At 65.8% G+C, this 22,361-nt stretch carries 20 protein-coding genes; 5 read left to right on the top strand and 15 right to left on the bottom strand.

Annotated elements, in window-relative coordinates; genetic code table 11:
* Positions 1 to 69: 69 nt before the first annotated feature.
* Together FHW83_RS16045 and FHW83_RS16050 are read right to left on the bottom strand one after the other, a co-directional pair.
* Positions 70 to 1,026, bottom strand: coding sequence for a DUF4351 domain-containing protein (locus FHW83_RS16045; RefSeq protein WP_176647345.1), 957 nt, complete (start codon positions 1,024 to 1,026; stop codon positions 70 to 72).
* 74 nt (positions 1,027 to 1,100) lie between these two features.
* Positions 1,101 to 1,349 (bottom strand): helix-turn-helix domain-containing protein, encoded by a 249-nt coding sequence (locus tag FHW83_RS16050; RefSeq protein ID WP_176647346.1) that lies wholly within the window; start codon positions 1,347 to 1,349, stop codon positions 1,101 to 1,103.
* 61 nt (positions 1,350 to 1,410) lie between these two features.
* On the opposite strand from FHW83_RS16050, the gene FHW83_RS16055 reads away from it, so the two are divergent.
* Positions 1,411 to 3,729: an FdhF/YdeP family oxidoreductase gene (locus FHW83_RS16055; RefSeq protein WP_176647347.1), complete on the top strand. Its 2,319-nt coding sequence runs from the start codon at positions 1,411 to 1,413 to the stop codon at positions 3,727 to 3,729.
* Between the two features lie 285 nt (positions 3,730 to 4,014).
* Positions 4,015 to 7,089 (top strand): TonB-dependent receptor, encoded by a 3,075-nt coding sequence (locus tag FHW83_RS16060; RefSeq protein WP_176647348.1) that lies wholly within the window; start codon positions 4,015 to 4,017, stop codon positions 7,087 to 7,089.
* Between the two features lie 15 nt (positions 7,090 to 7,104).
* On the opposite strand, the gene FHW83_RS16065 is transcribed toward FHW83_RS16060, so the two are convergent.
* The 12 genes from FHW83_RS16065 to FHW83_RS16115 all read right to left on the bottom strand — a co-directional run bounded on the left by FHW83_RS16065 (position 7,105) and on the right by FHW83_RS16115 (position 17,956).
* On the bottom strand, positions 7,105 to 7,503 hold the full coding sequence (locus FHW83_RS16065) for a hypothetical protein (protein ID WP_176647404.1): 399 nt from the start codon (positions 7,501 to 7,503) through the stop codon (positions 7,105 to 7,107).
* 22 nt (positions 7,504 to 7,525) lie between these two features.
* Positions 7,526 to 8,716, bottom strand: coding sequence for a hypothetical protein (locus FHW83_RS16070; RefSeq protein WP_176647349.1), 1,191 nt, complete (start codon positions 8,714 to 8,716; stop codon positions 7,526 to 7,528).
* Between the two features lie 170 nt (positions 8,717 to 8,886).
* On the bottom strand, positions 8,887 to 9,690 hold the full coding sequence (gene fdhD / locus FHW83_RS16075; RefSeq protein ID WP_176647350.1) for a formate dehydrogenase accessory sulfurtransferase FdhD: 804 nt from the start codon (positions 9,688 to 9,690) through the stop codon (positions 8,887 to 8,889).
* A 57-nt stretch (positions 9,691 to 9,747) separates the two neighbouring features.
* Complete coding sequence (locus FHW83_RS16080) at positions 9,748 to 10,518, bottom strand: GNAT family N-acetyltransferase (protein WP_176647351.1); 771 nt, start codon at positions 10,516 to 10,518, stop codon at positions 9,748 to 9,750.
* A gap of 99 nt (positions 10,519 to 10,617) precedes the next feature.
* On the bottom strand, positions 10,618 to 11,118 hold the full coding sequence (locus FHW83_RS16085; protein ID WP_176647352.1) for a hypothetical protein: 501 nt from the start codon (positions 11,116 to 11,118) through the stop codon (positions 10,618 to 10,620).
* A gap of 38 nt (positions 11,119 to 11,156) precedes the next feature.
* The gene (locus tag FHW83_RS16090; RefSeq protein WP_229224211.1) at positions 11,157 to 11,534 is read right to left on the bottom strand and encodes a two-component system response regulator; all 378 of its coding nucleotides are present in this window, start codon (positions 11,532 to 11,534) and stop codon (positions 11,157 to 11,159) included.
* Positions 11,531 to 12,913: an ATP-binding protein gene (locus tag FHW83_RS30750; protein WP_229224212.1), complete on the bottom strand. Its 1,383-nt coding sequence runs from the start codon at positions 12,911 to 12,913 to the stop codon at positions 11,531 to 11,533. The genes FHW83_RS16090 and FHW83_RS30750 overlap by 4 nt, the downstream gene beginning before the upstream one ends.
* Positions 12,910 to 14,127 carry a PAS domain S-box protein gene (locus tag FHW83_RS30755; RefSeq protein ID WP_373997222.1) on the bottom strand — a complete coding sequence of 406 codons (1,218 nt, stop codon included), beginning with the start codon at positions 14,125 to 14,127 and terminating at the stop codon, positions 12,910 to 12,912. Before FHW83_RS30755 ends, FHW83_RS30750 begins: the two co-directional genes overlap by 4 nt.
* A 46-nt stretch (positions 14,128 to 14,173) precedes the next feature.
* A complete protein-coding gene (locus tag FHW83_RS16100; RefSeq protein WP_176647354.1) occupies positions 14,174 to 14,947 on the bottom strand; it encodes an ABC transporter substrate-binding protein in 774 nt (257 codons plus the stop codon).
* 13 nt (positions 14,948 to 14,960) lie between these two features.
* On the bottom strand, positions 14,961 to 16,412 hold the full coding sequence (locus FHW83_RS16105) for a Ppx/GppA phosphatase family protein (RefSeq protein ID WP_176647355.1): 1,452 nt from the start codon (positions 16,410 to 16,412) through the stop codon (positions 14,961 to 14,963).
* Positions 16,413 to 16,482: 70 nt separating this feature from the next.
* Positions 16,483 to 17,652, bottom strand: a complete 1,170-nt coding sequence (locus FHW83_RS16110) for a GGDEF domain-containing protein (RefSeq protein ID WP_176647356.1) — start codon at positions 17,650 to 17,652, stop codon at positions 16,483 to 16,485.
* Positions 17,653 to 17,680: 28 nt separating this feature from the next.
* Positions 17,681 to 17,956: a hypothetical protein gene (locus tag FHW83_RS16115; RefSeq protein WP_176647357.1), complete on the bottom strand. Its 276-nt coding sequence runs from the start codon at positions 17,954 to 17,956 to the stop codon at positions 17,681 to 17,683.
* A gap of 93 nt (positions 17,957 to 18,049) precedes the next feature.
* On the opposite strand from FHW83_RS16115, the gene FHW83_RS16120 reads away from it, so the two are divergent.
* From FHW83_RS16120 to FHW83_RS30760, 3 genes are all read left to right on the top strand, one after another.
* Complete coding sequence (locus FHW83_RS16120) at positions 18,050 to 18,793, top strand: methyltransferase domain-containing protein (RefSeq protein ID WP_218106291.1); 744 nt, start codon at positions 18,050 to 18,052, stop codon at positions 18,791 to 18,793.
* A gap of 166 nt (positions 18,794 to 18,959) precedes the next feature.
* Positions 18,960 to 20,918 carry a diguanylate cyclase domain-containing protein gene (locus FHW83_RS16125; RefSeq protein ID WP_229224213.1) on the top strand — a complete coding sequence of 653 codons (1,959 nt, stop codon included), beginning with the start codon at positions 18,960 to 18,962 and terminating at the stop codon, positions 20,916 to 20,918.
* Between the two features lie 20 nt (positions 20,919 to 20,938).
* Positions 20,939 to 21,805, top strand: coding sequence for a bifunctional diguanylate cyclase/phosphodiesterase (locus FHW83_RS30760; protein ID WP_229224214.1), 867 nt, complete (start codon positions 20,939 to 20,941; stop codon positions 21,803 to 21,805).
* On the opposite strand, the gene FHW83_RS16130 is transcribed toward FHW83_RS30760, so the two are convergent.
* Entirely contained in the window at positions 21,723 to 22,316 is a 594-nt protein-coding gene (locus FHW83_RS16130; RefSeq protein WP_308936760.1) for an SET domain-containing protein-lysine N-methyltransferase, read from the bottom strand. The two genes, FHW83_RS30760 and FHW83_RS16130, sit on opposite strands and share 83 nt — an antisense overlap.
* Positions 22,317 to 22,361 lie beyond the last annotated feature (45 nt).

Raw genomic sequence — 22,361 nt, forward strand, 5'->3', positions numbered from 1 at the left:
TGTACCAATCGGTACAACAACTCTAAACCTTGCCGGCCCGGGATGCAAGAGAAATTTGCGGCCGGCTGCCTAGTTAAAAATTTGCTTCAACGATTGCGCCGCCGCCAGGGCATCGCTCCAGGCCTCCAGTTGCGCCAGGCTGGCCTGAGCCAGTTTGTTGCTGACGGCGCGCGGCAGAGGGCCGAAACGCTGCACCAATTGCCGCTCCAATAACGCGACGGCTCCCTCCTTGCGTCCTTGCTCGAGGCCTATCTTGATGCCGTCGTTGATCAACATTTGCTCCAATGGGTTAAATAACTTCTTCATCTCGCTCCCCTTTGCCAACCAGATGACCTCCTGCAAATAGCGCCGCTCATATGCCTCGGGCAAGACCATCATCCAGTTAATCACATCGAATAAAACCATTATGCGCCGCTCCCGCCAGCCATGCTGGAACAGCAATTGGGTCAGGTGGCGCTTGGCCGTATACAGCTCGTCGGCGTCGTGATGCGCCTGCTGAGTCAGCGCATGCGCGTGAGTGACCCAGGCAATAGGATTATCCGAAGCTTCCAACGCGTCGATATCCGCCGCGCAATCGAGCAGCTTGGCGGTGCCGAAAGAGAACGTCATCGCCGTACCGTGCAACGCCTCATGGAAGCCCTCCGGACGCCAGCTCGGATGGTCATCAGCCAGCAGCACCAGGCTGATTACCGGGAGGCCGTAGGTTTCCCTGATGCGGGAGTAGTAGTCGCGCATGCGACGCGCCAGCCTGGAGTCATGCTGCGCCTGGATTTCGACGTGGATCAACACCCGGCGCGCGCCATCGCGCAGACGCACCTCGACCAGCTTGTCGGCCACCATCACGTCGGGCGCCCTGCCCAAACCCAACCGCGCCAGTTCCTTGTCGCGGAAACGCGGGCGCTGCCGCCAGTCGATCAGGGCGCTGAGATCCGCAAAATAGAAATCGAGGAAGCGCCGGAAAGCATGCGACAAGGCGGCTTTCCATGGCAAATCATAACGGGCAGGCGGGGTGGCGGCGGTCGACATCTTCCCAGTCTGCGGCCAACTCACACCCCTCGGCATGACCAATTACAAGATATGCCCCGACAATCCTGGAATTTCTAATGGCCCAGAAGTTGCCGTCCGGTCGGGCTCAGCTCGATGGTGCCGGTGACGCCGCCATCGTCCAGCGTCAACGCGACGAGGCCGGCCTCCTCCAGCAGCGTCAGCTGGCGGCGCAGCGCGCTCATGGGCAGGCCGGCCTGCTTGCTCAGTTTGGCCAGCGAACAAGGCTTGCCGGGCCGCTCGGCCTCGATCCGCCCGAGGGCCTCCAGCAGGCCGGCCAGGGCGGCCATCACGTTATCATCCATGGGAACACATCGCTTAGTTGAAAATGCAATATACTCGCAGAAAATATTACCGGACCGCAACATGAACAAAAAGCCCGAATCAGGCCACATCGAACCCTACACCCATCCGGCCGCCGGCTGGGGCGCGCTGAAACAGGTAGCCATCAACCTCGTGCGCGAACGCGTCGCTGGCGGCAATTATAAGACGCTGCTCAAGCAAAACCAGCCGGACGGCTTCGACTGCCCCGGCTGCGCCTGGCCCGACCGCGAGCACGCCTCCACCTTTGAATTCTGCGAGAACGGCGTCAAGGCGGTGGCCGCCGAGGCGACCAGCAAGCGCGTCAGGCCGGAATTCTTCGCCGCCCACACCGTCACCGAACTGCTGCGGCAATCGGACTACGAACTGGAACAGCACGGCCGCCTGACCGATCCCATGGTCTACGACGCCGCCAGCGACAAATACCGGCCGATCGGCTGGGACGACGCCTTCGCGCTGATGGCGCGCCACCTGAACGCCCTGCCCGATCCCAACCAGGCCACCTTCTACACCTCGGGCCGCACCGGCAACGAGGCGGCCTTCCTGTTCCAGCTGTTCGTGCGCATGTACGGCACCAACAACTTCCCGGACTGCTCCAACATGTGCCACGAGCCGACCAGCCGCGGCCTGCCGGGCACGGTCGGCATCGGCAAGGGCACGGTCACGCTGGAGGACTTCGAACATGCCGACACCCTGCTGATCTTCGGCCAGAACCCGGCCACCAACCACCCGCGCATGATGGGCGAGCTGCGCGATTGCGCACGCCGCGGCGCCACCATCGTCTCCATCAACCCGCTGCGCGAGCGCGGACTGGAACGCTTCACCTCGCCGGCGCACGCGCTGGAAATGCTGACCGGCTCGACCACCCACATCGCCTCGCTGTTCATCCAGCCCAGGCTGGCCGGCGACTTCGCGCTGATCAAGGCCATGGCCAAGCGCCTGGTCGAGCGCGACGACGAGGCGCTGGCGGCCGGCCAGGCCAGCCTGCTGGACCGCGAATTCATCGAGCGCCACACCAGCGGCTACGCCGCCTTCGAGCAAGACCTGCGCGCCGAGAGCTGGGACGTGCTGCTGCGCGAATCCGGCGTGCCGCGCGCGCAGATCGAACAACTGACCGACATCTACATCAAGGGCAAGAACGTCATCAGCACCTGGGGCATGGGCCTGACCCAGCACAAGGGTGCGCTCAAGACCATCCAGATGCTGTCCAACCTGATGATGATGCGCGGGCAGATCGGCCGCAAGGGCGCGGGCCTGTGCCCGGTGCGCGGCCACTCCAACGTGCAGGGCGACCGCACCATGGGCATCGAGGAAAAGCCGACCAAGGCCTTCCTCGACCGTATGCAAAAAGTATTTGACTTCGAGCCGCCGCGCGAACACGGGCTGGATACGGTGGACAGCATCCAGGCCATGCTGGACGGCCGCGTGAAGGTGTTCATCGCCATGGGCGGCAACTTCGCCATGGCCACGCCGGACACCGCCCTCACCTTCGAGGCGCTGCGCAAGTGCGAGCTGACCGTGCACGTCGCCACCAAGCTCAATCGCAGCCACCTGGTGATGGGCAAGGACGCGCTGATCCTGCCGACGCTGGGGCGCACCGAGATCGACCTGCAAAACGGCGTGCCGCAGGGCGTGACGGTGGAAGACTCGATGAGCATGGTGCACCTGTCCTTCGGCATGAACAAGCCGGCCTCGGACAACCTGCTGTCGGAAACCGCGATCGTGGCGCGCCTGGCGCACGCCACGCTGGGCAGCGGCAAGATCGACTGGCTGGCCTGCGCCGCCGACTACGCCAGCATCCGCGAGATGATCGAAAAAGTCTTCGACGACTTCCACGACTTCAACGCGCGCGTGGCGCATCCGGGCGGCTTCCACCTGCGCGTGGCCTCGCGCGAGCGCGAATGGCGCACCGCCAGCGGCCGCGCGCAGTTCGTGCCGCACGCGGTGGATCTGGACACGCCGATTCACCGCGCCCGCGCATTGCACGGCGAGCGCCTGATGGTGCTGATGACGGCCCGTTCGCACGACCAGTACAACACCACCATCTACGGCCTGGACGACCGCTACCGCGGCGTGTACGGCCTGCGCCGCGTGGTCTTCATCAACAAGGAAGACCTGGCGATGCTGGGCCTGAGGAACGGCGAATACGTGGACATGGTGAGCGTGTGGGACGACAACGTCACGCGCCGCGCCGAGCGCTTCCTGCTGGTGGAATACGACATCCCGCGCGGCTGCCTGGGCGCCTACTTCCCCGAGACCAACGGCCTGGTGCCGCTGCACAGCACCGCCGACGGCGCCGGCACCCCCACCTCCAAGTCGATCCCGGTGCTGCTGGAGCGCTGCGCGACGGCGCCGGCCGACTAGCCGCCACAAGTCCCCTTCCGCCCGTCCGTCCCGATGGGCGCCTCATCCTCCTCGCACCACAGGCGCGCCGCGCGCGCGCCAAAAACTTCCTCCCGTGAAATCGTTTGCATCATTCTGGTGAAGGGTCAGATTTTCCTTACACGGCTTTAAGGTAGTTCTGATGGTGCACCGCAGCAAACACTGATAGCGTGACTTTTGCCATGCAAGCAAGGCATGTCCGGCCACGAGCCGGCCAATCTTCCAACGGTATCGAACCGCTGGTGTCACAACAATCGGAGGGAGCTTATGTTGAAGAAAACGGAAATGGCGCGTACTTTGTCTGTGGCATACGCGGCGGCTGTGATGGGAGCGGTGGTCGCGCCGGTGGCGCTGGCGCAGTCCAACGCATCGGGCAATATCTATGGCCGCGTGGAAGCGCCGGCCGGCGCCACGATCCTGCTGACCAATACCGACACGGCGCTGAAACGGCTGGTGACACCGGCCGCCGACGGCAGCTACACGGCCACCGCCATGCCCATCGGACACTACAAGATCGAGTTGCAGCGCGACGGCAGCGTCGTCAACACCGTCGAGATCGACGTGCTGGTGGGGCGCGGCGTGGAGGCCTCGTTCGTCGCGCCAGGCGCGAAAACGGTGCGCATCACCGGCCACCGCAGCAGCATCGACGTCTCCAGCGCCAACAACGGCGCCACCTTCACCGCCAAGGAGCTGGCCGCGCTGCCGATCGCGCAAAGCGTCGAGGCCATCGTCCAGCTGGCGCCCAACACCACCCGCGCCGACCCGCGCTACCCGGCCGGCGCCAGCATCGGCGGCGGCGGCGCGTCGGAGAACGCCTACTACATCAACGGCTTCCCGGTCGCCAACCCGCTGACCCAGCTGGGCGCCTCGGAGCTGCCGTTCGGCGCCATCGCCCAGGCCCAGGTGATGACCGGCGGCTTCGGCGCCGAATTCGGCCGCTCCATCGGCGGCGTGATCAACATCACCACCAAGAGCGGCACCAACAACTGGGAAGTGGGGGCGCAGTACAGCATCGAGCCGAACGCGCTGCGCGCCAAGGCCAAGGACGTGTATTACGCGCGCACCGGCGATCCGAACAACACCGCCACCGATGGCACGATCCACGCGATCAACCACCTCAACACCGACACCGTCAAAAAGTATGGCGCCTATGTCGGCGGCCCCATCATCGAGGACAAGCTGTTCATGTTCATCGCCGCCGAGCAGACCCGCGAGAACAGCGGCAAGGTGGCCGACACCATCGACGGCTCGCCCGAGGTGTCGGGATGGCAGGACGATCGCAACAAGACCACCCGCTACCTCGGCAAGTTCGACTGGAACATCACCGACAACCACCGCCTCGAATGGACCACCATCGGCGACAAGCCGGTCACCGACCGCACGCTGTCCGGGTTCGACTACGCCAGCGGCAGCCGCACCGGCGTGGTCAGCGGCACCGCGCATTACGAGAGCCTGGCCAACATCACGCCGACCATCGGCGCCCGCTCCAATATCCTCAAGTACACCGGCAACCTGACCGACGCCCTGACCGTGACCGCGCTGTATGGCCGCAACCACACCAGCCACGTGTCGTCGCTGGGCGGCTATGATCCGGCCATCCCGCAAATCATCATCACGGCCACCGGCAAGAATCCGGACTTCCCGATGGATAACATCAACCGGCAACCGTTCAGCGGCACCATTTCGTCGCCATCGTCGTACGACAAGGTGACCTCGCAGCGCTTCGACCTGGAATACAAGCTCGGCCAGCACCTGATCCGAGGCGGCTTCGACAACAACAAGCTTTCCTCGTACGGCGCCGGCGACATGACCGCCGGCGGCTCGAGCTGGAACTACGACCACACCGCCACGCCGAACGCGCCGATCACGCTCAACGGCTACAGCACCACCGTGGCGGCCGGCAGCGGTTCCGGCGCGACCGGCTATTTCGTCAGCCACCGCATCTTCAACGACATCACCGCGGCGTTCTCCGACCAGTCGGCGCAATACCTCGAGGACCGCTGGCAGTACAACAAGGATCTGCTGCTGACCATCGGCCTGCGCGATGAGCAGTACAAGAACAAGAACGGCCTGGGCCAGACCTTCCTGGAGGTGAACAACCAGCTCAATCCGCGCTTCGCGGCGGTCTGGGACGCCAACGGCGATTCGAGCTTGAAGGTGTACGGCAGCGCCGGGCGCTACTCGATCCAGATCCCGACCCACGTGGCGATCCGCGGCGCGTCGGTGTCGACCCTGACCCGCCAGTACTTCACCTACACCGGCATCGGCGCCAACGGCGTGCCGACCGGCCTGACCGCCATCACGCCGGTGACCTCGGCCGACAACGAGTTCGGGCAACCCAAGCTGTACCAGACCGTCGCGGCGCAAAACCTGAAGCCGAGCTATCAGGACGAGATCACGCTGGGCTTTGAAAAAGCCTGGTCGCCGGACTTCAACTTCGGCGTCAAGGGCACCTACCGCAAGCTGCGCTCCACCATCGACGATTTCTGCGACCAGCGTCCGTTCGACGCCTGGGCGGCGGCGCACAACGTCGACACCTCGAACTGGAACGGCTTCGCCTGCGCCTCCATCAATCCCGGCCGCACCAACGACTTCCTGGTGGACTTCTCCGGCACCGGCACCAACCTCACCCCGGTCAGCCTGACGGCCAAAGACATGGGTTTCGACAGCCCCAGCCGCACCTACGCAGCGCTGGACTTCCTCGCCGAACACCCGATGCATAACGGCTGGTACGGCAAGATCAACTACACGCTGTCGCGCAGCCGAGGCAACACCGAAGGCCAGACCCTGTCCGCGGTGGCGCAAACCGACGTCGCCGCGACCGAGACCTGGGACCACCGTGAGATCATGGAGCATGCCAGCGGCCTGCTGCCGAACGACCGCCGGCACCAGATCAAGGCGTTCGGCATCTATGAGATCAACCGCCAATGGTCGCTGGGCGGCAATGCCCTGATCGCCTCGGGCCAGCCGGAGAGCTGCCTGGGCAACTATCCGCAAGCGCTGCAGGACGCCGATCCCGGCTTCCCGGACTACGGCTCCGCCTACCATTATTGCGGCGTCGGCGGCGCCAACACGCCGGCCCCGCAAGGCAGCGCCGGCCGCCTTCCGTGGGACGTGCGCTTCGACATGGATGTGGTCTACAAGCCGGCGCGGCTGAACGGCCTGTCGTTCAAGCTGGACATCTTCAATCTGTTCAACAAGCAGACGGTGCAGCAAATCGACCAGGTCTACAACACCGCCTCGGGCGCCATCTCGCCGACCTACGGCACGCCGGGCGCGTTCGTCGGCTACACGGCGCCGCGCAGCATGAAGTTCACGGCGGAATACAACCACCGCTTCTGAGCCCGGCCCGGCGGCTTACGGTATCGTCAGGATCACCTTCACGGTATCGTCGGCCGCCGATTTCTCGATGTAGCCGATGGCGTTGGGGTCGGCCGCGACGGCCTTCTTCACCTCGGCGCTGGAGCCCAGCTCCTTGGGCGCCGTGGCCTTGCCGGTAAACACCAGCTTGGACCAGATCGCCTTGACCTGGGCGGTGTCCTTGTCCAGCACCTTGCGGTAGAACTCCGTGCGCAGCGGACCGTCGGTATGCTCGACCGGCGTGAACAGCGTGGATTTGCCCACGAAGAACTGGCCCGCCTGTTCGCTGAACATGCGCGTGGCCGGATTCTTGGGATTGACGATCACCACGATTTCCGTCGCAAACACGGAGGTGGCGGCCAGCCAGGCGCCGGCCGCCAGCAACAGCTTGCCCATAGACGTATTCATAGCGCGCTCCTCAGAAGACGAAATCGATGGCGGCGGCGTACACGGTCACCGGCCCCGTAAAGCCCGGCTGCGCGTTGAGGAAATAGCCCGGTCCATCCTTCGGCTTGACGCGATCGATCTGCACCTTGAACGCGGCCGACTTGTAGAAGTCCCACCGCAGGCCCACCGCGTCGGTGGTTTGCAGCCCGGCTTTGATGGCGCCGTTGATGCCGGCGCTCAGGCCGGCCAGCGGGCCGGTCGTGGGCAGGCCGGCGAAATTGCGGACGCTGTCCTGCTTGGCATTGCCGTGCACGTAGTAAGGCACGAACGCTTGCCAGCGGTAACCGAGCATCAGGTACCAGGAGGTGGTGTCGGGGATCAGGCGGGTGTCGGTGGTGCGCTTGGCGTATTCGGCCTGGGCCAGCACGTTGCGATAATCCATCGTCAGGCCGAGCGAGGTGAACTTGCCGGTGAAATCGATCACGTTCAACTGATCCGCGATCGGCAGATTGACGGCCCTGGCGCCGGCCACCAGCTGCGCCAGGCCGGCGTTGTGGATGCTGACGTTGGCCTGCGAGCGGCCGATACGGTAGGTGAACGGACCGTTCTCCAGCAGCAGCTGGGCCGCCATGGTGCTGGAATTGACCAGGGTGCTGTTGCGCGAATGGTCCTTGGCCACGCCGGTGGCGAACTGCGCGGTCACCGTGGTCTCGCCGAAGCTGTGCTGGTAGATGACGTCGCCGCCGTTGGCGTTATCCAGCGGCACCTGCTGATAGACCTCGGTCGGCGGACGCAGCATGGTGTTGGCGTAGCCGATGTTGCGCGAGTCGGAAATCATATAGATCGGCAAGCCGATGCGGCCGAGGCGCACCGAGAAGTCGTCGCTGAGCTTGTACTTGGCGAACGCCCACGCCAGCTCGGCGGTGTACTGGTCGCTTTCGCCATGCTTGCGCACCAAGCCCTGCGCGGTGAACGACAGCCGGTCATCCCATTTGGCGGTGGCCTGCAGCCCAAAGTTCGAGTCGACCCCGGTGCGGGCATCCTTGCCGACGCCGGAAGCCTGGCTGGGCCGGCTGAATTCGGCGAGGTCGGTATTGGTCTTGGTCAGGGCGCCGGTGCCGAAGCCGGCGATGGTGATGGGTAAGGAGTCTTGCGCGTGTGCGGTAGCGGCAACTACGCCGCATGCCGCGAGGATGGATAGGGCCAGCGTGGTCTTCGTCATCGTTCCCTCCGGTAGTTGTGGTCGCTTCTTTTGGCGCTGAATCACGACCTCAGTGTGTATCGGGAAAGATCTTTTTTGTGTAATTTTCGATTGGAATGTGACTTCGCCGTTGCGCGAAGGCAACGGCTAGCCGCATGAAAGCGGTATCATGCGTGGCTGACGGCCACGCGTCAGGAATATTCGACGCAGCCGTCCTGGCGGCAAAAGCTCAGCAGCTTGATGCCGGCTTCGGCGGCGATATCGATGGCCAGCGTGCTGGGCGCGGAGATGGTGGCCAGCATGGGAATGTTCATGCGCGCGGCCTTGCGGACCAGCTCGTAGCTGGCGCGGCTGGACATGAAGACGAAGCCGTTGCGCATGTCGACGCCCTCCAGCGCCAGATGGCCGATCAGCTTGTCCAGCGCGTTGTGGCGGCCGACGTCCTCGCATACTTTCAGCACGGCGCCATCGACGCCGCACCATGCGGCGGCATGCACGCCGCCGGTGGCGCGCTGCAGTTCCTGGTACTGTCCCAGTTCCGAAGCCGCGCGGGCGACGGCCGGTTGCAGCGGCGCCGGCAGCGGCGCGGCCTGGATGCGCTGCGGCCGCAGGTCGAGCAGCTCCAGGCTTTCGATGCCGCACACGCCGCAACCACTGCGGCCCGCCATCGAACGGCGCTGCTGCTTGAGCTGCACAAAATCCTCGCTGGCGATGGTGATGTCGATTTCGAAGCTGCGCGCATGCTCGCGCACCTCGATGTCAAACACGTCGGCCGGCTTGGCCACCAATCCCTCGGTCAGCGCAAAGCCCATGGCGAACGGTTGCAGGTCACGCGGCGTGACCATCATGACGGCATGCGAGATACCATTGAATACCAGCGCCACCGGCACTTCCTCGATCACACGGTCGCCGGCGCGAGCGGCGTCGGCGCCGCGATGGCGCGTTACCTGGCGTTCCTGAAAACCCGCCTTGTCCGACTCCAGATCCAACTTCATCACAGCCCCGCGGAATAAGCACAACGGCTTATTCTACACGGGGCCGCGCGGGCGCGTTCAAGCCGCCTGCAGCTCGCCCACGCCGTAGTGACGGGCGTAGCGCGCGTCCAGGTTTGCCAGTGGCATCAGCAGGAACAGGTCGGCGCTTTCGAAATCAGGATCCCATGCCGGTTCGCCGCAGATCCACGCGCCCGAACGCATATAGCCTTTCAACAGCGCGGGCACTTGCGGTTTTTGCGCGGCTTCCAGCTTCGAGAACGGGAATGGCAGGTGCGGCGTCACGCGGTATTCGATCGGCGCCAGGTTTTTGGCTGCCAGCTGCTGGTACACGGCGACGGCATTGTGACCGCCGTCGGCCAGCGAGATGCTAGCGCAGCCGACCAGGAATTCGGCGTTCTCGCGGCGCATGTACTCGGCCAGGCCGGACCACAGCAGCATGATCACGCTGCCGCCACGATAATCAGGATGGATGCAGGCGCGGCCGGCTTCCACGATGCGGCCGCGAATGTTGTTCAACCGGCCCAGATCGAACTCGCCTTCCGAATACAGGCGGCCCAGCTTGCGGGCGCGGGTGGCGTTCAGCAGGCGGTAGGTGCCGACCACCATCAGGCTGTCGGCATCACGCACGATCAGGTGGTCGCAGTGCTCGTCGAATTCGTCGCTATCCAGGCCGTCGGCGCGTTCCAGCGCGCTCAGGCCCATGGACTCGATAAACACCTTGTAGCGCAGGCGCTGCACTTCGCGCAGTTCTTCCGGCGTGCTTGCCATACTGAGTACCAGCTTGCCGGACGCCGCGCGCACGTCCGCTTGTATGATCGAGGTTTGCATGCTTCATCCCTTTTTTGTGGAAGACGAAGCAAGCGTAACCAGCGAATACTTCAGGAAAATGACAGTGAAATGTCATTTTCGTGACATGTTGTTTTTTAATCAGGCCTTCTTCGGACGGCCTGTCTTCAGTTGCGGCAGGCTGGCCAGCACTTTCTTCAGCGTCGCCAGGTCGATTTGCGAAATCAGGGCGACGCCGACGCGCAGCAGTTCGCTCTTTTTCACTTCGAAGCCGGCCTTCAGGGCGGTTTTCTTCACCTGGCCCAGCACCGCGTATTCGGCTTCCGGCATGGTGAAGCTGTCGCGTACCAATTTCTCTTTTGGCGCTTTGACCTTGGCTTCCACAGCGGCGGTTTTCGGCTTGGCGGCGGCTTTTGGCGCGGTCGGCTTTGGTGCCGCTTTCGGTGCGGCCTTAGGCGTGGCTTTCGGCGCCGGCTTGGCGGTGGTCGCGCGGCTGGCCGGCTTGGCGGCGGCTTTCGGCGCGGGCTTGGCGACGGCTTTGGGTGCCGCTGGCTTGGCGGCTGGCTTGGCGGCTGCCGGCTTGGCGGCGGTCTTGGTCGCGGTGGTTTTCGGGGCTGCTTTGGTGGCTGCTTTGGTGGCCATACTCACTCCAATTTAATCAACAATATAAACAGTATATATCATTTCAGCTGAGCAGCCACACGGGCGAACAATTGATCTGGATTAACCGGCTTGCGCAAAAAGTCGGCCGCGCCCACGCTGCGGCCCAGCGCCTCGTCTTCCTGCTGGCTCTTGGCGGTCAGGAAAACCACCGGAATCCCCACGCTGGCGGGATCGGCCTTGAGACGGCGGCAGGTTTCGATGCCATCCACGTCCGGCATCATGATATCGAGCAGGATCAGATCCACCTTGGACGACGCCACGATCTGCAGCGCCGTGGCGCCGCTGGTGGCCACCTTGGTGTTGTATTTGTCCTTCAACAGCGTGGACAACAAGGTGATGTTGTCCGGCGTGTCGTCAACGATCAAAACGGTCGGGCGATTGGCATTGTTCATCATGTCTCCTGTCTTTTTATGGCTTCCGCCAGCAGCTTGCCGGCGGCCTGGAATTCGTATTGCTCCATATGGTGCCTGAGCCGCCCCATCTCCGGCGGCGACAACATCGTCGCCAGGCTGACCTGGGCGCGTTCAAAATAATCCATGCTCTCGCCGCTGAAATCCGCCAGCAGCCCCGCCAGGTCCAGCAAGGCCTGGCGCGCGTCGGCCGCGCCGTCCGCCGATTCCGCCAACGGCGGCACCGGCGGAATCACCTTCATCGACATCCCCAGCCAGCGTGACAGCACGCTGTAGAGCCGCTGCGGATCGATCGGCTTGGTGAGGTAGTCCTGCATGCCCTCCTCCAGACAGCGCGCCCGCATCCCGGCCAGCGCGTTCGAGGTCACCGCGATGATCGGCAGCTCGCTGAAGCGGCTGTCGACCCGCAACAGGCGCGTGGCCTCGTGGCCGTCCATCTCCGGCATGCCCAGGTCCATCAGCACCAGATCGTAGGCGCGCGGCCCGGCCTCCATCAGGCGCGCCACCGCCTCGCGGCCGTTGCCCACCACCTCCACGTCCAGCCCTTGCAACTCCAGCAAGGCGCGCGTGACGTCCTGGTTGTCGGCGCTGTCCTCGGCCAGCAGCACGCGCGCGGTGCGGCGCGGCGAGGCGTCCAGTTGCAGCTCGCCCACCGCCGCGTGCTGCGCGCTCGCCTGCGCGGCCAGCGCTGTTTCATCCGACAAGGCGAACGGCAGATCAAACTGGAAGGTCGAGCCATGATCCACTTCGCTCTCCACCTCGATATTCCCGCCCATCAGCCGCACCAACTGCTGCGAAATCGACAGCCCCAGCCCGGTGCCGCCATACTGGCGCGTGGTCGAGCCATTGGCCTGGCTGAAGGCGCGGAACAGGCGCGATTTCTGCTGCGGCGTCATGCCGATGCCGGTGTCGCTCACCGTGAAGCGCAAGGTCACCTTGTCGCCGCGCCGCGCGCGCAGATCGCAGCGCAATTCCAGCTTGCCTTCCAGCGTGAACTTCACCGCGTTGTTCACCAGATTGATCAGCACCTGGCCGAGCCGCAGGGGATCGCCCACCAGATGGCGCGGCACGTCCGGCGCCACGCCGATGACATAGGTCAGGCGCTTGTCGGCGGCGCGCTGCGCCGTCACGCTGTTGACGTTGTCCAGCACGTCCTGCAGCGAGAACGGAATCGACTCGACCTCCAGCCGCCCGGCCTCGATCTTGGAAAAATCGAGGATGTCGTTGATGATGCCCAGCAGCGTCAAGGCCGCGCGGTGGATCTTGCTGATGTAGTCGTGCTGCTTGGCGGTCAGCTCGGTGCGCAGCGCCAGGTAGGCCATGCCGATCACGGCGCTCATCGGCGTGCGGATCTCGTGGCTCATATTGGCCAGGAACTCGGACTTGGCGATATTGGCGCCTCCGCCATCACGTTGGCATTCACCAGCTTTTGCTCGCGCTCGCGGCGGTCGCTGATGTCGCGGATGAAGGCGCAAAACTCGAAGCTGTCGCGCTCCTCCATCTTCACCTGCGTGATCGCCAGCTCGATCGGGAACTCCTCGCCGTTGCGGCGCAGGGCGTACACCTCGATGCGGGTATCGAGCACGCCGCTGCCGCCGCCGGTCAGGTAGCGCTGCATGCCGCGCTTGTGGTCATAGCGGAAGCGCGGCGGAATGATGGTCTTGTCCAGCTCCAGCCCCAGCGCCTCCTCGCGCTTCCAGCCAAAGATGGTCTCGGCCTGCTTATTCCAGCCGACGATGCGCCCTTCCACGTCCATGCGCACCACCGCGTCCAGCGCGGTGTCGACGATGGCCTGCAGCTTGGCCTGGCTGTCGCGCGCCATCTGCATGCTGCGGGTCAGCTCCGCCGTGCGGGCGCTGATGCGCTGCTCGAGCTCCGCGTTGAGATCGCGCAGTTCGCGCTCGGCGTCGCGCAGGCGCGTCAGCGTGTCGCGGAAACGCAGCACGGCGTCGGACAGCCGCCCCACCTGGTCGTCGCGTCCGACGCCGGACAGCTTGATGTCGGTCTCGCCGCGCGTCAGCTTTTCCAGCCCGATGCGGATGTCGGCGAACGGCCGCGCCGCGCGCCGGCCGACGATGAAGATGGACAGCACGATACCCAGCGCCAGCAGCAGGTTGGCCGCCACCGTGTTGACGATCTGCCGCTGCAGGTCGCGGTCCATCTGCTGGCGCGAGTACGCCAGGTCGATCGAGCCCACCGGGTAGTTGCGCCGCGCGTCGCTGAACTGGATCTCGCGCCGCACGTGGATCGACGACACCGGCTCCTTCATCGGCGACACGTAGCTGGCCAGTTCCGCGCCGTTCGGTCCCAGCACGCGCAGCACCAGCACTTCCGGCGTGGCGCCGGACGCATCGACCACGCTGGACACGGCCGCGCTGTTGATGTCGAACAGCGGCCGCGCCAGCGCCTGCGACAGCACCGCCGCCAGCCGCTCGGCGCGCTCGCGCAGATTCTGTTCGGCCTCGCTGCGCAGGGTGCGCATCACATAGGTTGTATAGATGGCGGTGGATATCGCCACCGCGAGGAAGATGCCAAACCCCAGCCGCAACAGGATATTGCGCCGCCATGCCAGCCGCACCTGCGACAGCGGTCCGCCGCCGTCGGCCGGCAGCTTGTCGCGCGCGTTAATGGCGCACTCCTTCGGCTTGCGCCAGTTTCCTGTAGGCCGGGCTGTTGCGAGCCTTCTCCACCTCGTTCCAGATGCTGGCCGCCAGCTGCGGCCGGGATGCCAGCAGCGCGTGCGACAGGATCAGGAAGTACGGTTTCTCGATGATGGGAACCGGCAGCTGCTCCAACTGTGGTCCCAGCGGGCCGCGCATCAAGCCGGCGGCGTCGCTGCCGCCCACCGCCGCCGCGGCCAGCCGGCCGGCGATCAGCTTGCGCGCCAATTCGTCGGCGCGCTGGCTGCCCTCGTCCACTTCCAGGTTCTGCGCGCGCAGCACGTCGCCCACCGAGTAGCCAAGCTGGAAGCCGACGGCGCCATCGAGGTTGCTGAAATGCTTGCCGTCCCATTCCACCTTGCTGCCCTTGCGGCGCAGGACCACGTAGGTGTCGGTGTGCATGCGTTTGCTGGCGTCGAGGTTTTCGCCGCCCGGATATTCGCCCAGTTCGCGCCGGTCCGGCTTGTAGCTGACGGCGAACGCGCCATCGACCGCGTTGGCCTTCAGCTGCGCCAGGCAGCGTTTCCACGGAATGCTCTGGAAATCGAGGCGGATGTCGAGCCGCTGCGCGACGATTTTCAGCAGCTCGAAATTCAGGCCGCCGCCCTTCGCGGTGCGCCACGGCAGCACGTCCTGCGCCTCGTAGCACAGGGTCACGGTTTCCTTGGGTGCGGCGGCGGCGGGCAGGGACAGGACTAGCGCGATCGCCGCGCAAACGCTGGTCGTCCTGTTTCGCATGATGGTTTCCTCTTCAACTGGTCCGGATAGCGAAGTCTACACCGACTTCATCCCACTGCTCCTGCTCCTTCTCCAGCCAGTAGGACAAGGTCGGATGCTCGGCCACCCACTCGCGCCGGATTTCCAGCTCGATGCGGCTCTTGAAGCGCAGCTTGATCTGGGTGAAGTCGATGTCGATGCGCGAGTGCATGAACAACACCGCCAGCCGCAGCGCCACGATGGCCTTGGCGAAATCCGGCTCGCCCAGCACCTCGGCCACCTTGCGCAGGTTGCCCTTGTGGGCCACGATCAGGCGGCTCATCAGGCGCTGCTCGCGCGCCGTGAAGCCCGGCAGGTCGGCGTTCTCGATGATGTAGGCGGCGTGCTTGTGGTAGCCGGTGTGCGACACCACCATGCCCATTTCGTGCAGCAGCGCGCTCCAGTACAGGTGGCGGCTGTACTGGTCGGAGGTCGGCTTGGTCTGCGCATACAGCGCCAGCGCGTCGTCGGCCACGCGGTTGGCGCGGCGCTCGTCGACGTGGAAGCGCTGCACGCAGGCCAGCACCGATTGTTCGCGGCGATCGCGCTTGGTCGAGCGCAGGTGCAGGTCCCACATCACGCCCATGCGCAGGCCGGCCTCGATCGGCACCACCACCGGGATATCGAGCTCGCGCACCAGTCCAATCAGGATCGCCAGGCCGCCGATGATGGTGGAGGCGCGGTCCGGCTTCAGGCCCGGCATGTCGATCTTGCCGACGTGGCCAAAGTCGATGAAGCGCTGCTTGAGCGCCTCCAGCGACTGCCCGTTGACTTCGCGCCCCAGGCCATTCTTGACGATGATGTCGGCGATGGTGCGCGCGGTGCCGGACGAGCCATAGCACTGCTTCCAGAACTGCGGATGGTACGGCGGCGCCGCGTCCTCGAAATGGCTGCGCGCCGACAGGATGGCGGCTTCGAACGACGGCCCGTCCACCCGCCCGCCGATGAAGAACGACAGGCTTTGCTTGACCGTGCCGACGCTGAACGATTCGACCCGCTCGATCTCCTGCCCGCGCCCCAGTATCAGCTCGGTGGAGCCGCCGCCGATGTCGATCACCAGCCGGCGCTCGCCGGGCAGCGCCACCGCGTGCGCCACGCCCATGTAGATCAGGCGCCCCTCCTCCTCGCCGGAGATGATCTCGATCGGGTAGCCGATGGCCAGTTCGGCCTCCGGCAGGAAGGTGCCGGCGTTGCGCGCCACCCGCATGGCCGAGGTGGCCACCACGCGCACCCCGTCCAGCTTGTAGGCGGCCAGCACGGTGCGGAAATTCTTCAGGCAATTGAGGGCCGACTGCATGGCGGCCGGCGTCAGGTTGCCGTCCTTGTCCAGGCCCGCCGCCAGCCGGATCGGCTCGCGCACGGATTTGAGGACGCGTATCGCCTCGCCGTCATGCTTGCCGATGTGGAGGCGGAAACTGTTGGAACCTAAATCTACTGCTGCATACATATCTCGAAGGCTCCGCGCTAAATCAAACAAATCAAACTAAACGATTTATACCATTATAAGCACGATAAGCTCAATTTGTGACAGCCTGATGACTCAGCTCCACCACCCGGTTGCGGCCGCCCTGCTTGGCGGCCTGCAGTGCCTCGTCGGCGCGCTTGAACAGGCTGACGGTGCTGTCCTCGGCGCGGATCACGGTCACGCCCAGGCTGGCCGTCATGTTGATGACGGCCTTTTCCGCCTTGACCGGCAGCGCGGCCACGGCGTTGCGGATGCGTTCCGCCACCATGGCGGCGTCCTGCAGCGAGGTGCGCGGCAGCAGGAAGGCGAATTCGGCGCCGCCCAGGCGGCCCATCTGGTCGGAGTCGCGCAGCTGCTTCTTGCACACGTCCACCATGGCCTTGAGCACCAGGTCGCCGGCCGGATGGCCGTAGCTGTCGTTGACGCGCTTGAATTGGTCCAGGTTGAGGATGATCAGCGCGGTCGGCATGCCCGGGCGGCGCGCCAGCGCGATCCACGGCGTCAGCGCCTGGTAAAAGCCGCGCCGGTTCGGCACGTCGGTGAGGGGGTCGACCACCTCCAGCCGCGCCAGCTCGGCCTCGGCCTGTTCGCGCGCCAGCAGCAGGTAGCCGAAAGCATTGCCCAGCATCATCAAGTACAGCGCGCCCATGCCCACGCCCTGCGCCACCAGCGTGCCGCCGCCGTCGGCGCCCTCCGGCAGCAGCGGCCACAGGCCGCGCGCCACCACGGCGGCACTCAGCGCCAGCATCAGCAGCACCAGGTAGCGCCGCAACGCGCTGCCGTTGCGCCAGCCGCGTCCCAGCGCGGCGGCGCCGGCCAGGAAGAAGAAGCCGGCCGCCAGCGAGGCGATGGCGATGCGGCCGCCGGCCGGCAGCTGCAGCAGCCAGGCGCCCACGTACACGCCGATGGCCGCGCCCAGCGCCGGCAGCAGGTGCGAGCGCCAGACGCGGCGCCCGGCCTGCTCCCACAGCGCGGCGGCATCCAGCGCGAAGCCGGCGAACAGCACCGCGTTGGCGAACGGGATGGTCAGGAAATCCGGCAGGTCGCCGCGGAAATACAACAAGGTCCAGGCCACGGCCTGGCATTGCTTGGCCCACGCCCAGGTGGCGTGGGCGCGGCCGCCCTGGCCGTTGCGGCGCGCCTCGCGCGCGAAAAAGAACAGCGCCGCGCACAGGCTCCAGTTGCCCAGCGCCAGCGCCAGCAGCAAGGTTTTTATATCCATGACCGCGGCCCGATGTCAGTCCCGGGCCTCAGACCTCGTGTTCCACGTTGGTGCTGCCGTCGCCCATCTTGCTGGACCAGGCCTGCACGAAGAACGCCTTTTCATCCTCGGTCGGGCTGTCGTGCCAGAACACGATCAGCGTGCCCTTGTGGTCGTGCAGCTGGCTGACTTTCTCGATGAAGCTCTGCTTGCCGGCCAGGTCGGCCAGCGCCGCCACGTAGCCGTAGACGCGGGTCAGGCGCTCCAGGCGGTCCGGCTCGGTGAAGCTGTTGGTGGCGGTAAGCGTAGGGTGGTCTAAAAACATCGTATCTCTCTCCAAGATGGCCGCCGGAGGGGCTGGCCTGTGCTAACGCCATGCTACTATGATTCCCTAGGTAAATCCACAATCCAACACAACTTGACGCCACCGCCATCCTCCCCGCCGCGCCCCCGGGTCCGCACACACGGCAACAAGCGCCTGCTGGAGTTCCAGCCCGGCATGGTGCAAAGCGAGATGCGCCTGTCGCGCCCGGACGACTTGGTGCTCAGCTATGCGCGCGCCATGATGTGCTTCGTGCTGTTTCACCCGCGGCCCGAGCACATCGTCATGGTCGGGCTGGGCGGCGGCTCGCTGGCGAAGTTCTGCTACCGCTATCTGCCGCGGTGCCGCATCACCGTCCTGGAACTGAACCCGGAGGTGATCGCGCTGCGCGAGCAATTCGCCATCCCGCGCGACAATGCCCGCTTCCGCGTGATCCAGGCCGACGCGGTCGAGTATATGGCCCGACTGGACAACAGCGCCGACGTGCTGCTGGTGGACGGTTTCGACGCCGAGGGCCTGCCGCCAGCCCTGGGCAGCGCCAGCTTCTACGCCGATTGCCGGCGCGCGCTGCGCCCCGGCGGCGTGATGGTGAGCAATATCTTCAGCTACGATCCCCACTACGGCGACATGCTGCGCCGCCTGCGCCAGACCTTCGAGGGCCGCATCTGCTGGTTTCGCGGCATCGCCGGCAACAACCGCATCCTGTTCGCGGTCAAGGACGGCGGCGCCTCGCCGGCGCTGGCCATGCAGCAAAAGGTGGCGCGCAGCCACGGCCTCGCCCTGCCCGTGCTCAACCGCCTGCTGGCGCACTGGATCGTGCTCAAGCTGCGCTGGCTCTGACCGTCATTCCGGCGCAAGCCGGAATCCATGCGCGGCATGCGCCAACGGGGCGTGGTTATTTGGCACGATATCTGTCGCCACGGCATGTTTTGTGACACACTAGCGGCAAGCCTGCGGCCCTTGTCCCCGCCCGCGCCATGCCAATCTTCCTGCCGGAGAGGGCGTCATGTCGTCACCCCGCAAGTCATCCCGGATCTCGCTGGCGGCCATCCTGACGCTGCTGACGGGCGTCGCCGTCACCGGCCTGCTGTTTGTCGCGGTCAGCGCGCTGGAATACAGCAAGATGGAGCTGAGCTTCCAGCAGCGCGGCCACATGCGCGCGGCCGCCATCCGCCGCGGCATGGACGACACGCTGGAGCTGGTCACCATCATCAACACCCTGTTCAAGACGGCGGGCGTGGTCGAGCGCGAGCAGTTCGCCGCCTTCACCCGGCCGCTGCTGGAACGTTATCCTTTTGTACAGGCTTTCAATTTCCACCGCGTGCTGGACCACGCCGGCGCCCTCCGCCACGAGGCCGAGACGCGACAAGAGCGCCCGGAATACCGCCTGCACGACGCCAACCGCCAGCCGCTGTCGCCGCGCCCCCAGCACATCATCGTCGACTACCTGGAGCCGCTGGAGGGCAACGAGGCCGCCTTCGGGCTGGACCTGGCCTCGCTGCCGGACATGGCGCGCGTGATCGCCGACGCGGTGGACAGCGCGCAGCCGCGCACCACCGAGCTGCTGCGGCTGGAACAGGAGGCCGACGCGCAAAACGGCTTCGTGATGCTGCTGCCGGTCTACCGCCCCGGCGCCGAGCTGAGCACCGTGGCGCAGCGGCGCGCGGCCTGGGTCGGCAACACCAGCGCGGTCATCCGCTCGGCCGACCTGATCCAGAAGATCCTGCTGGCGGCCGACCTGCTCGACGACCGCGAACTGCTGGTCCAGGTCTACATCGGCGACGACATCCGCCCGGCCAACCTGGTCTACACGCGCGGCCAGCAGGCCGACGAGCCGCCGGCGCCGCTGCCGCTGCAACGCTGGCTGGCGTTCGACTACCGCCAGCCCTACACCCGCACCTTCAGCGCGGCCGGCAAGCCGTGGCACGTGCAGGTGACGCCGCTGCCGCGGCCGTTCCTGCCGCACCATCTCGGTTCGCTGTCGACGCTGATCGGCGGCCTGCTGTTCTCGCTGCTGACGGCGGCCTTCGTCAACTCGCTGGCGCGCCGCTCGCTGCGCGTGCAGCGCCTGGTCGACGAGCGCACCGTGGCGCTCAAGGCCAGCAACGACAAGCTGGCCGAGGACGTGGCCGCGCGCAAGCGCACCGAGGAGGCGCTGCAGGAAAGCGAGCACCGCTTCCGCCGCCTGCTGGCGCTGTCGTCGGACTGGTACTGGGAGCAGGACGAGCACTTCCGCTTCACCAGCATCACCGGCGGCTTCTTCGACAAGGGCAAGCAGGATCCCCAGGCCTTCCTCGGCAGGACCCGTTGGGAAATCAACCCGGCGCTGTGGGACAACCGCTGGGGCCGCGACCACCGCGCCACGCTCGAGGCCCACCTGCCGTTCGCCAACCTCGAATACGCGCTGCCCGGGCTGGACGGCCAGACCCACTGGTTCAGCACCAGCGGCGAGCCGGTGTTCGACCGCGAGGGCAAGTTCCGCGGCTATCGCGGCACCGGCAGCGAGATCACCGGCCGCAAGCTGGCCGAGCAGCGCATCCAGCACATCGCCCACCACGACGTGCTGACCGGCCTGCCCAACCGCGTGCTGCTGCAGGACCGGCTGGCGCAGGCGGTGGCGTTCGCCAACCGCAGCGGCAAGCCGCTGTGGGTGATGCTGATCGACCTCGACCGCTTCAAGTTCGTCAACGACAGCCTCGGCCACAAGGCCGGCGACCAGCTGCTGAAAACCGTGGCCCAGCGCCTGCGCGACAGCGTGCGCGACAGCGACACCGTGGCGCGCCTGTCGGGCGACGAGTTCGTCGCCATCCTGTGCGAATATCCGGCCGACGCCTCGCACGACGTCGCCCAGCGCATCATGCGCGCCGTGACCCAGCCGGCCATGCTGGAGGGCAAGGAGTTCTTCGTCACCTGTTCGATCGGGGTGGCGGTGTACGCGCCGACGGCACCTCGGCCCAGCGCCTGATCGAGCACGCCGACATCGCCATGTACCGCGCCAAGAAGCTGGGCCGCAACAACACCCAGTTCTACGAGCCGGCCATGAACGAGGAAGCGCGCGAACGCCTGCGCATCGAGGGCGCGCTGCGCAGCGCGCTGGAGCGGCAGGAATTCGTGCTGCACTACCAGCCGCAGGTGGACTTGCGGAGCGGGCGCGTGGTCGGCATGGAGGCGCTGCTGCGCTGGCAGCATCCGGAGCTGGGCATGGTGGCGCCGCACCGCTTCATCGGCCTGGCCGAGGAGACCGGGCTCATTGTCGAGATCGGCGCCTGGGTGCTGCGGACCGCGTGCGCGCAGGCGCGCGGCTGGATCGACGACGGCCACGGCCAGCTGCGCATCGCCGTCAACCTGTCGCCGCGCCAGTTCGGCGAGCCGCAACTGCTGAGCGCCATCGCCGAGGTCCTGCGCGACACCGGCCTGCCGCCCTCCTGCCTCGACATCGAGCTGACCGAGGGCCTGTTCATGCACGACGTGGCGCAGGCGGTGGAATTGCTGCACAAGCTCAAGGCGCTGGGCCTGGCGCTATCGATCGACGATTTCGGCACCGGCTATTCCAGCTTCTCGTACCTGCGCCACTTCCCGATCGACGTGCTGAAGATCGACCGCTCCTTCGTCAGCGACATCGGCGAGGACGGCGAGGCGGCCATCGTGGTGTCCATCATCGCGCTGGCGCACAACCTGAAACTGCGCGTGATCGCCGAGGGCGTGGAGACCGCGGGCCAGCTCGACTACCTGCGCCGCCACGGCTGCGACGAAATCCAGGGTTATTACTTCAGCCCGCCGCTGCCGGCTGCGGACTTTGAACAGTTGCTAAGGCAGGGACGGGATCTGCGAACAAGCCTGGCTCAGGCTTGACCTTGGGCTTGCGCTTGCGCGGCTTGGGCGCCAGCATGGTGCCGGTGCAGGTGGCGGCGCCGCAGCGGCAGGCGAACGCCTTCTTGATGGCCGGCGTGTGGCGGCCCTCGTAGATCAGCGGGTAGGAATAGCTGAGCTCCTCGTCGCGCCGGATCTCGTGCAGCGCGTAGATGAAGATGCGGCCATCCTCCTCCTCGATGGCCTCGCAGTTCGGCTCGCAGGAATGGTTGATGAAGCGCGCCTCGTTGCCATGGTCGCCGCCGTCGATCACATTGCCGTTGGCCAGGCTGAAGAAGAAGGTGTGGTTGTGCGGGCCGCCCTGGATCTCGGCGCGGATCTGCGCCTCCTCCCAGGTGATCTCGCGGCCGGCGTATTCGATGATGCGCTCGCCGGGCGCGATGTCGCGCCGCGCGAACACGCCGTTGCCGTGCACCGACGAGCGTTCGACGCGGTATGCGGGTTGGTCTTGCTGGATATCTGGCTGGCTGGACATGGCGATCGGAAAGGTCAACGATCTTTTGATTAAACCACAGCCTCCCGGCGGATTCAATCGGAA

Origin of the sequence: Duganella sp. SG902 (genome assembly GCF_013376005.1) — a bacterium.
Classification (GTDB): Bacteria; Pseudomonadota; Gammaproteobacteria; order Burkholderiales; family Burkholderiaceae_D; genus Rugamonas.

What these genes read in the sequence shown, in the direction of transcription:
- FHW83_RS16060 (WP_176647348.1), top strand. Translation starts at nt 4,015, where the DNA reads ATGTTGAAGAAAACGGAAATGGCGCGTACTTTGTCTGTGGCATACGCG.
- FHW83_RS16105 (WP_176647355.1), bottom strand. Translation starts at nt 16,412, where the DNA reads ATGTATGCAGCAGTAGATTTAGGTTCCAACAGTTTCCGCCTCCACATC.
- FHW83_RS30760 (WP_229224214.1), top strand. Translation starts at nt 20,939, where the DNA reads ATGTACCGCGCCAAGAAGCTGGGCCGCAACAACACCCAGTTCTACGAG.
- FHW83_RS16125 (WP_229224213.1), top strand. Translation starts at nt 18,960, where the DNA reads ATGTCGTCACCCCGCAAGTCATCCCGGATCTCGCTGGCGGCCATCCTG.
- FHW83_RS16110 (WP_176647356.1), bottom strand. Translation starts at nt 17,652, where the DNA reads ATGGATATAAAAACCTTGCTGCTGGCGCTGGCGCTGGGCAACTGGAGC.
- FHW83_RS16045 (WP_176647345.1), bottom strand. Translation starts at nt 1,026, where the DNA reads ATGTCGACCGCCGCCACCCCGCCTGCCCGTTATGATTTGCCATGGAAA.
- FHW83_RS16080 (WP_176647351.1), bottom strand. Translation starts at nt 10,518, where the DNA reads ATGCAAACCTCGATCATACAAGCGGACGTGCGCGCGGCGTCCGGCAAG.
- FHW83_RS16055 (WP_176647347.1), top strand. Translation starts at nt 1,411, where the DNA reads ATGAACAAAAAGCCCGAATCAGGCCACATCGAACCCTACACCCATCCG.
- FHW83_RS30750 (WP_229224212.1), bottom strand. Translation starts at nt 12,913, where the DNA reads ATGAGCCACGAGATCCGCACGCCGATGAGCGCCGTGATCGGCATGGCC.
- FHW83_RS16115 (WP_176647357.1), bottom strand. Translation starts at nt 17,956, where the DNA reads ATGTTTTTAGACCACCCTACGCTTACCGCCACCAACAGCTTCACCGAG.
- FHW83_RS16085 (WP_176647352.1), bottom strand. Translation starts at nt 11,118, where the DNA reads ATGGCCACCAAAGCAGCCACCAAAGCAGCCCCGAAAACCACCGCGACC.
- fdhD (WP_176647350.1), bottom strand. Translation starts at nt 9,690, where the DNA reads ATGAAGTTGGATCTGGAGTCGGACAAGGCGGGTTTTCAGGAACGCCAG.
- FHW83_RS16070 (WP_176647349.1), bottom strand. Translation starts at nt 8,716, where the DNA reads ATGACGAAGACCACGCTGGCCCTATCCATCCTCGCGGCATGCGGCGTA.
- FHW83_RS16090 (WP_229224211.1), bottom strand. Translation starts at nt 11,534, where the DNA reads ATGATGAACAATGCCAATCGCCCGACCGTTTTGATCGTTGACGACACG.
- FHW83_RS16100 (WP_176647354.1), bottom strand. Translation starts at nt 14,947, where the DNA reads ATGCGAAACAGGACGACCAGCGTTTGCGCGGCGATCGCGCTAGTCCTG.
- FHW83_RS16050 (WP_176647346.1), bottom strand. Translation starts at nt 1,349, where the DNA reads ATGGATGATAACGTGATGGCCGCCCTGGCCGGCCTGCTGGAGGCCCTC.
- FHW83_RS16065 (WP_176647404.1), bottom strand. Translation starts at nt 7,503, where the DNA reads ATGGGCAAGCTGTTGCTGGCGGCCGGCGCCTGGCTGGCCGCCACCTCC.